The organism is Streptomyces sp. NPDC037410, from assembly GCF_055602235.1.
The window spans coordinates 1-8703 of sequence record NZ_JBVJWR010000018.1; the positions used below are offsets into that span (position 1 = coordinate 1).

Here is an 8703-nt window from a genome sequence, read left to right on the forward strand (position 1 = left end):
GCCCCGCCCGTCCGCCTCTGCCGCAGCATGGCTACGAAGTACACCGCACACGCTCACATAGCAGTCCTCCACGACGTCAATGACCCCCCCCCCCCCCCCCCCCCCCTCTCTTCCCCCCCCCCCCTTCCCCCCCCCCCCCCTCCCCCCCCCCCCCCCCCCCCCCCCCTCCCAGGGTGGCCGCCGCCGCCCGGGGCGGCGACTCCCACGGGGCCGAGTGGCGTACACCCCCCGGGACAGGCCCAGGCGAGACACCCCGGCGAGACACCCCGGCGAGACACCCCCAGGGCCCCTTAGGGGGTCCCGCCCTCCGCGAGCCGTCCGCCCCGGGCGAGCAGCGCCATCGCCGCCGCGCACCCCAGGCCCACCGCGCACAGCGCGAGCCACGGGACCGCCGACCAGCCGGTGACGTCGAGGAGCGCACCCGTCCCCAGGTTCCCCAGGGTGATCCCGATCCCGCACACCGTGTTGTAGAGCCCGTAGTGGGTGGCGACCCAGCGCCCCCGGGACAGGGCGACGACGGTGTCCATCTCGTACGGGTAGAGCACCGCGTTCGCGACGGCCAGGACGGCCGCGCACAGCAGCAGCCCCACCAGGCCGCGCCCCAGGACGGCCGGCACGAGGAACGCCCCGCCCATCAGCGCGAGCCCGAGGACCAGACACCGCTCCCGGCTCAGGCGGCGCCGGGTCCAGGCCGTGATCCGCAGCTGCCCGGCGAGCGCCACGAGCGCCGAGACCACGAACAGCGCGGTCGTCACCCCCGTACCGCCCGCCGCGAGCGGCAGCGCCAGATAGACCTGGAAGGACAGCACGTACGAGCCGGTCATGGCGAGCGAGAAGAGCCAGAAGGTCCGGTGGGCGAGCACCGTGCGGAACTGCCCCCGCTCCCCCTGCGCGGCCGGCTCGGACACGGCCCGTACGGGCATGTACCGGAGCTGTACGAGGGTCAGGCCGGCGAACAGCACCGCCGCGACCACGCACGTCAGCCGGAACGACACCCCCGTCAGGGCCACCCCGACGAGCGGCCCGAGCAGGATGCCCGCCTGGTAGTACGCGTTGAACAGCGCGAAGGCCTCCACCCGGCGTTCCTCCCCCGCCTCCGCCGCGAGACAGGCCCGCACGGCCGGGTTGAACAGCGCGCCCGCGAGGCCCGTCGCGAGCGAGGCGGCGATCAGCATCGGCAGCGACTGCGCGAAGGCGAGCGCCCCGAAGCCGACCGTCCGCAGCGCACAGCCGGCGACGATGAGCGGCTTGAAGCCGAGCCGGTCGGCGAGCGCCCCGCCGACGAGGAACATGCCCTGCTGGGACAGGTTCCGCGCGCCGAGGACGAGACCGACGGCCCAGGCCGCCATCCCGAGCCCGTCCGCGAGGTGCGCGGCCAGGTACGGCATGAGCATGTAGAAGCCGAGGTTGATGGTGAGCTGGTTGAGGAAGAGCAGCCGTACGGCCGGGTCGAAGGTGCGGCTCTGCCTCCAGATGCCGCCCCGGCCCTTCGCGGGCGCGGTCGTCGTCGTCACCGGACACGCTCCAGGACCCGGCGGGTCCAGCCGCTGACCGCGTCGTCGGAGACGTACGCGGCGGGGTCCTCCCGTACGGGTCCGTCGAGCAGCCCGTGGGCCGCACAGAACTCGTCGTTGAAGACGGTGTCGAAGTACCGCTGCGGCCCGTCCGGGAAGACGGCCGCGATCCGGGTGCCGCGCGGCCGTGTGCGGGCCAGCCAGCCGGCGACGAGCGCGACCGCGCCGACGCTCCAGCCGCCGGTGGCGAACTGCCGGGAGGCCAGCCGGCGGGCCGCCCGGACCGCCTCCGCCGGGCCCACCCAGTGCACCTCGTCGAAGGCGCCGTGGTCGACGTTCCCCGGGTGGATGGAGGAGCCGAGGCCGCGCATCAGGCGCTCGCCGGCCGGGAGGCCGAAGACGGTGGAGTTCACGGAGTCCACGCCGACCAGTTCGAGGGCCGGGCTGGAGGTGGCGCGCAGCGCCCGGGAGATCCCGGCCGAGTGGCCGCCGGTGCCGACCGCGCAGACGAGGACGTCGATCCGGTCGAGCTGCGCGGACAGTTCGGCGGCGAGGCCCGTGTACGCGGCGGGGTTGTCGGGGTTCCCGTACTGGTTGGGCCACCAGGCCCCGTCGAGTCCTGCGAGCAGCTCGGCGACCCGGTCCATCCGGGCCTGCTGCCAGCCGCCCTGCGGGCTCGGCTCGGGGACGACGTGGACCCGGGCGCCGTGGGCGACGAGCATCCGCTCGACGATCGGTTCGAGCCCGGGGTCGGTGACGACGTGCACGGGATGGCCGTGGAGCACGCCGGCGAGGGCGAGGCCGAGACCGAGGGTCCCGGAGGTCGACTCGACGATCGGGGCGCCGGGCCGCAGCTCACCGCGGCGGCGGGCCTGCTCGACCATGTAGAGGGCGGCGCGGTCCTTGATGCCGCCGAAGTTGAAGCCTTCGAGCTTGGCCCAGTAGCCGTCGTCCGTCCACAGGACGGGGGTGTTGCCGACGGTCTGCCCGTCGACGGAGAGCGTCAGTGGTGCGGTCATGGGGGGGTACGTCCTCGGGTCGGTACGCGAAAGGGAACCTGGTCACGCGAGTGCGGGACCCGGCTCAGTTCCGGTCCACTCCGAGGGCGATCAGCAGCATGCCCGGCCGGGGGCCGGGGCCCGCGCGGCCCCGGACGCAGCGCGCGCGGGGGTCGGTGCGGTGGTCCGCCGCGTACGGCAGGACCGCGGCTCCGCCGGCGCCGGGGACGGCGAGCGGGGAGGCGGCGGCCTGTGCGGGGAGGTGGGCGTCGAAGGTCCAGGCGTCCCCGGACCGCTCGCAACCGTGCGGGAGCGCGGGGGCGGAGACGGTCGTGGTGCCGGAGGCCGGCAGGACGTGGCCGTGGGAACCGTGGCAGACGCTCACGATCAGGGCGAGGAGCGCGAGCAGGACGAGCACGGCGGGCGCCCGCCGGCTCATCTCGGTCACACGCTGATCACTCATGGTGCGCGCGAGACTACGGTGGGATGCGGCACGGCTCCAAAGAGGCATGCACGGTTTTGGCCACCGTTTACTTCAGACAGGTCCGTCAGAGGTGCCGCTCGGCGTACACCTTCATCGCGTCCCGGACGAGGACCGCGGTGCCCTCGCCGTGCTTGTCGTAGGTGGCGGTGAAGCGCGGGTCGTCGACGTACATCTGCCCGAGTCCGATCACGTACTCCCTGCTCGGCGTCGTGGTCGTGGACAGCCACGCGATCTGGCGCCGCGTGATCGCCTGCACGTCGTCGCCGTCGGCGGCCAGGCCGTCCCGCGCCGCCCGCCCGAAGTCGCGGGCGATGGCGGCCTGCTCGTCCATGAACGCCTTCTTCTGGGCGTCGGTGAGCGAGCGCCACCAGCGGTCGCCCTTCTCGTACGCGTCGCGGCCCCAGCGCTCGGTGACCTCCTCCTCGTACCGCGTGTGGTCGAAACCGTCGAACACCTCGTCGGCCATGAGTTCCTCTCCTCTCCCGGTCTTCCGCAGAGTGGTCCGCACCGACGCGATCTGGCGTCCGATGCGCTCACGCTCCTGCTCCAGGAGGGCGAGATGGGTGCGCAGGGCGGCGGAGGTGTCCCGCTGCCCCGCGAGGACCTCGGCGATGGCGGGCAGCGAGAGCCCCAGCTCGCGCAGCAGCAGGATCCGCTGCAGGCGCACGAGCGCCGCCTGGTCGTAGTACCGGTAACCGTTCGCGCCGATCCGGCTCGGCTCAAGCAGTCCGCGCTCTCCGTAGTGCCGGAGGGTGCGGCTGGTGGTGCCGGCCTTCTTGGCGATCTCCTGGATCGACCACTCCATGCCGAGAACGCTAGATCTTGACGCTGCGTAAAGGTCAAGCGAAGCAGGCGGATACACGACGAAGGCCCGGATCCAGTGACTGGATCCGGGCCTTCGTTGCTACTGAGTAGCGGGGACAGGATTTGAACCTGCGACCTCTGGGTTATGAGCCCAGCGAGCTACCGAGCTGCTCCACCCCGCGTCGGTGAACCTGACTCTACGGCATGACCGGGGCAATCACGAAATCGGTTTCCTCAGCACCCGCAGTCGTCGGAGTCGACGGGCGCGGTCAGCGGGTCGGCGGCCTTGTGCGCGGGCCCCTCCCACGTCTCGTACGCGAAGCCCTCGCGCACCCAGTACTCGAAGCCGCCGAGCATCTCCTTCACCTGGAAGCCCAGCTCGGCGAGGGCCAGCGCGGCGCGCGTGGCGCCGTTGCAGCCGGGGCCCCAGCAGTACGTGACGACCGGCACGGACCTGTCGAGCAGCTGCTCGGCCTGCTCGGGGATGAGCGCGGTCGGCAGGTGGACCGCGCCGGGCACGTGACCCTGGTCCCAGGAGGCGGTGGACCGGGAGTCGATCACCACGAAGCCCGGGTCGGTGCCCTCGGCGGCGGCGGTGGCCAGCGCGGAGGCCACGTCGGAGACGTCGGCGTGGAACGCGAGGCTGGCGGAGAAGTAGGCGGCCGCGGCGGCGGGGGAGGCCGGCGGGGTGCGAAGTACGGGGTTGACCTGGGGCGTTGTCGTCGTCATGGTGATCAATCTACGGACGATGATCACCGTGCTGAAGTGAGGATCCACGGTGGTCGGGGGCTTCGGCCGGGGAATCCCGGGCGTTCGCCACGAGACGGCGGGGATCTCACGTACCGGATCCCGAGACCCCGGTCTGCGCTGTCACATCCGCAGGACTTCATCCGTCATGACGACATGACGGGACGCGAACGGGGAGATCGACGAGTGGACCACGAGAACGAAGTCGGCCGGGAAGTCTTCGACAGCGCCGACAAGGAATTCCTGGCCCGGCGCTTCGACGCCGACCGCGGCCATCTGCGGGCGGTCGCCTACCGGATGCTGGGCTCGATCAGCGAGGCCGAGGACGCCGTCCAGGAGGCCTGGTTCAAGCTCAGCCGCAGCGACGTCAGCGGCGTGGAGAACCTCAGCGGCTGGCTGACCACCGTCGTCGGCCGCGTCTGCCTGGACATGCTGCGCTCGCGCGCCTCGCGCCGCGAGGACCCGCTGGAGTACTACGTCCCCGATCCGGTCGTCCGGGTCGCCGACACCACCGCCCCGGAGCAGGCGGCCGAGCTCACCGAGTCCGTCGGGCTCGCACTGCTCGTCGTCCTGGACACGCTCGGACCGGCGGAGCGGCTCGCGTTCGTGCTGCACGACATGTTCGCCGTCTCCTTCGACGAGATCGCGAAGATCGTGGACCGCACCCCGGCCGCGACCCGCCAGCTCGCCAGCCGCGCCCGCCGCCGCGTGCAGGACGCCACCCCGGCCCCCGGCCCCGACGCACGGCGGCAGCGGGAGATCGCCGACGCCTTCCTCGCCGCGGCGAACGGCGGCGACTTCGAGGGACTGCTCACCGTCCTCGACCCGGACGTGGTGCTGCGCGCGGACGGCGGCCGGACCCTCGCGGCCCTCTCGCAGGTCGTCCGGGGCGCCGAGGCCGTCATGTCGCAGGCCGTCATGTACGCGAAGTTCCGCAGGGGCTCGCTGCGCCTCGTGGCCAACGGCCAGCCCGCGGTCCTGTCGGTCGTCAACGGCCGCCCGGGCTCGCTCATGACGTTCACGATCTCCGGGGACCGGATCGTCGCGCTGCACGTCCTGGCGGACCCGGAGCGCATCGCCGCGCTCGGTCTCACGGAGGAGGACCTGGCCCTCGCGACGTACTGACCTCGACGGCGGCCAGGCTCCCGCGGCTCACGGTCCCCCGCCCTCGTACGCCCTCGTACGCCTGGGGGACCGGCCGGGGGTCACGTGAGCCTGGCGGCCAGCCGGCTCGTGACCGCCGCGGAGACGCCCGCGCTCGCGAGGCCGAGGAAGGCGCCCGCGACGACGTCGCCCGGGTAGTGCACCCCCGTGTGGACCCTGGAGTAGCCGACGGTCCACGCCAGGGCCGCGAGGGGCAGCGCGGCGGGCGGCAGCACCGCCCCCACGGCGGCGGCGAAGGCCACCGCCGACGCGGTGTGCCCGGAGGGGAACGACGCCGACTCCGGCATGGGCACATGGCGGCTCACCACCACCCGGGCCGCCTCCCGGTCCGGCCGCGGCCTGCGGACCAGCCGCTTGCCGAGCAGGTTCGCCGAGGCCGAGGCCACCGCGATCGCCCCGACCCCGGCGAGCGCGGCCCGCCGCGGCCGGCCCGGCACGAGCGCGAGCGCGGCCGCGACCGAGAACGAGATCTTGGAGTGGTTCGCCGCCGTGGACAGCCGGCGGAGCGCCGTGTCGAGCGTGGGCGTGGGGGTGGCGGCCACGGCGGCGTAGACGGCCCCGTCGACGGCCCGGAGATCGTGCGTCATCGCCCGGAGGATCCCGGGCGTCGTCGTGTCGGTGGTCATGCGCCGCTCCTAGCGGGGTGGGTGGTACGGGAGTTCAAGGCGTACGGGGATTCACGGCGTACGGGAGTCCCAGGGGGCTCTCCGGTCCGGCTCCTCGGGGAACGCGAGGCGGGTCAGGCGGCGCCAGTCCAGACGCGGCGGCGGCACCGGCGACCCCGGCCGGGTGCGGGGCACGAGGACCCGCAGGGCGCCGGTCCTGAGGGTGCAGACGACGGGCGTGGGCAGGGTCAGCGCCTCGCCGTCCACGGCGACGGAGATCGCGGCGCCCGGGCCGCCCCCGACCTCCACCCTACGGGCCGTCAGGACGTTCAGGCCGGTCGCCTGGGTGCCGAGGACGGCCAGTTCCGCCGCCTGGGCGGCCCCGTCCACCCGTATGCCGATCACCCCGAGCTCACCCCCGTCGAGGCGGGTCCTGCGGGCGGCGACCGCACCGAGCGGATCGGGCGCCGCGTACGGGTTGTTGCTGACGAGGAGCGCCTGCTGCCCGAGGAGCGGGGTGGAGTCGGCGAGCGCGTCGAGGCGGTCGCCCTCACCCCCCTGGAGCAGATCGGGCAGGACGTCGAGCGCGGTGCCGGCCTTCGCGTCGCGGTACTCGGGGCGCTGGACCACGTCCGCGTACACCCCGAAGGAGACCGTGTTGACGAACGGGCGCCCGGCGACCGAGCCGAGGTCGACCCGGAGCTCCTCGCCGTCGCGCAGCGCGTCGAGGCAGCGCGACGGATCGGTGCGGTCGAGGCCCAGGTCCATGGCGAAGTGGTTGCGGGTGCCGGCCGACACGACCAGGAACGGCAGGCCGTGCTCGGCGGCGACCTCGGCCACCAGGGCCTGCGTGCCGTCGCCGCCGGCCACGCCGAGCAGATCGGCGCCCCCGGCCACGGCCTCGCGCGCGAGCCCGGCGACATCGGCCGGGGCGGACGGATCGAGCAGGATCACCCGGGCGCCGAGCGCCTCCGCCCGCTCGACGAGCCGGAACCGCGCGACCTTCCCGCCGCCGGACTTCGGGTTCATGATCAGGACGGGCCGACGCGGCGGGGCGACCGGGACGCCCCGCATCAGCGCGTCCCGCTCGTCCTCCGGGCGGCGCAGGGCGGCCCGCGCGAAGGACAGCGCCAGGCCCCACAGCCCCAGGGCCACGAGGGCGTTCACCCAGACGCCCCAGGCGACGTACAGGCCCAGGGTGACGAGGGGCGCGGCCACCGCGACCGCCGCCCCGAGCATCCGCAGGGTCCCCCGGTGCGCGAGGAACCACCAGACGCCCGCGGCCGTGGCGGCGAGCCCCACGACCCCGCTCAGCAGGATCACGAGACCGCTGCCGAGCGCGGTCAGCAGGGCCGCGCCCGCACCCCCCATGGCGACCAGCGCGTAACGGGCCAGCCGCTGGGCCTCCCCCGCCGGATCACCGGAACCGCTCGCCGTCACCGACCCCACCTCCACACTCCGCGTCCACGCTTCCCCACGTTCCCCACCGCCGCCCCCGGGACGGCCCCGTTCGGAGGACGGAGCCCTCGGAGAACAAGACAGCGGCAGTACACGGAAGGTTCTCAGGGAACGCGGAGTGATACGGAGTCAGGCCGCGAACGGCAACCGGGGCGCGCGCACCTGCGCCCCCCCAACTACGCGGACCAGCCGGCACGTTACGTCGACCGACGCCCATACCCGGGAACGACGGAGCGCCCCGACCGGAACAAACCGGTCGGGGCGCTCCGCGGCAGGCAGGAGGGTCTCCCCTCCCCCACCGCTCGGTAGGCCGTGTGGGACTCGAACCCACAACCAATGGATTAAAAGTCCACTGCTCTGCCAATTGAGCTAACGGCCCGTGGACAAGCACACCCGAGCAGCATAGCCCGAGAGGGCCCCGGAACCGATCGGGTATCCGACACCGGCCGCGCCGCGGGCCCGGCCGTCGTGGCCGGGCCCCGGTCGGGCACGGGTCAGGACAGGGTCTTGTACATCTGCCGGCCGCCGCCGATCTTCACCCGGTGCCGGTCCCCGTCCGTACGGTCAGCGTTCGAAAACGGCCAGGGCCCGTACGTCACCGAAGTGTCGTACGGGCCCTGGTCAGGGTTTCAGGCGAGATCAGCCGTTGCGCTTCCAGCGCGGCTTGTCGTCGCGGCGGCCGAAGGAGCCGCCGGTCGAGCCGGTGCTGCCGCGGTGGTCGTCACGACGGCCGTACGGGCGGTCGCCGCCCGAGCGGAAGCCGCCGGCGGGGCGGTCGTCGCGACGGTCGCGGTTGAACGGACGGTCGCTGCCGCGGTGGCCGCCGCGGTCGTCACGGTTGAAGCCACCGGACGGACGGTCGTCACGACGGAAGCCACCCGACGGACGGTCGTCACGACGGAAGCCACCCGACGGACGGTCGTCGCGGC

Annotated in this window: 8 protein-coding genes, 2 tRNA genes and 1 pseudogene; 1 reads left to right on the forward strand and 10 read right to left on the reverse strand. The window is 73.7% G+C overall.

Features of this window, described 5'->3' with window-relative positions:
- Window positions 1-290 precede the first annotated feature (290 nt).
- The 6 genes from ACZ7HT_RS26815 to ACZ7HT_RS26840 all read right to left on the reverse strand — a co-directional run bounded on the left by ACZ7HT_RS26815 (window position 291) and on the right by ACZ7HT_RS26840 (window position 4529).
- Window positions 291-1514: an MFS transporter gene (locus tag ACZ7HT_RS26815; protein ID WP_471170656.1), complete on the reverse strand. Its 1224-nt coding sequence runs from the start codon at window positions 1512-1514 to the stop codon at window positions 291-293.
- On the reverse strand, window positions 1511-2533 hold the full coding sequence (locus ACZ7HT_RS26820; protein ID WP_471170657.1) for a PLP-dependent cysteine synthase family protein: 1023 nt from the start codon (window positions 2531-2533) through the stop codon (window positions 1511-1513). Before ACZ7HT_RS26820 ends, ACZ7HT_RS26815 begins: the two co-directional genes overlap by 4 nt.
- A 64-nt stretch (window positions 2534-2597) precedes the next feature.
- Window positions 2598-2975, reverse strand: coding sequence for a hypothetical protein (locus tag ACZ7HT_RS26825; protein WP_471170659.1), 378 nt, complete (start codon window positions 2973-2975; stop codon window positions 2598-2600).
- An 85-nt stretch (window positions 2976-3060) separates the two neighbouring features.
- Window positions 3061-3801, reverse strand: a complete 741-nt coding sequence (locus ACZ7HT_RS26830) for a MerR family transcriptional regulator (RefSeq protein WP_471170661.1) — start codon at window positions 3799-3801, stop codon at window positions 3061-3063.
- A 107-nt stretch (window positions 3802-3908) separates the two neighbouring features.
- A tRNA-Met gene (locus ACZ7HT_RS26835) sits at window positions 3909-3982 on the reverse strand.
- A 52-nt stretch (window positions 3983-4034) separates the two neighbouring features.
- On the reverse strand, window positions 4035-4529 hold the full coding sequence (locus tag ACZ7HT_RS26840) for a rhodanese-like domain-containing protein (RefSeq protein ID WP_471170663.1): 495 nt from the start codon (window positions 4527-4529) through the stop codon (window positions 4035-4037).
- Window positions 4530-4703: 174 nt separating this feature from the next.
- Here ACZ7HT_RS26840 and ACZ7HT_RS26845 point away from each other — a divergent pair, with 174 nt between their 5' ends.
- Complete coding sequence (locus tag ACZ7HT_RS26845; protein WP_471170665.1) at window positions 4704-5672, forward strand: sigma-70 family RNA polymerase sigma factor; 969 nt, start codon at window positions 4704-4706, stop codon at window positions 5670-5672.
- Between the two features lie 80 nt (window positions 5673-5752).
- Here the strand turns inward: ACZ7HT_RS26845 and ACZ7HT_RS26850 are convergent, their stop codons facing one another.
- The 4 genes and pseudogenes from ACZ7HT_RS26850 to ACZ7HT_RS26865 all read right to left on the reverse strand — a co-directional run.
- Window positions 5753-6337 carry a phosphatase PAP2 family protein gene (locus ACZ7HT_RS26850; protein WP_471170666.1) on the reverse strand — a complete coding sequence of 195 codons (585 nt, stop codon included), beginning with the start codon at window positions 6335-6337 and terminating at the stop codon, window positions 5753-5755.
- A gap of 51 nt (window positions 6338-6388) precedes the next feature.
- Window positions 6389-7687, reverse strand: a complete 1299-nt coding sequence (locus ACZ7HT_RS26855; RefSeq protein WP_471170927.1) for a diacylglycerol/lipid kinase family protein — start codon at window positions 7685-7687, stop codon at window positions 6389-6391.
- Between the two features lie 393 nt (window positions 7688-8080).
- Window positions 8081-8153 (reverse strand) — tRNA-Lys (locus tag ACZ7HT_RS26860).
- A gap of 260 nt (window positions 8154-8413) precedes the next feature.
- A pseudogene (locus tag ACZ7HT_RS26865) lies at window positions 8414-8703 on the reverse strand (DEAD/DEAH box helicase); the annotation flags it as partial.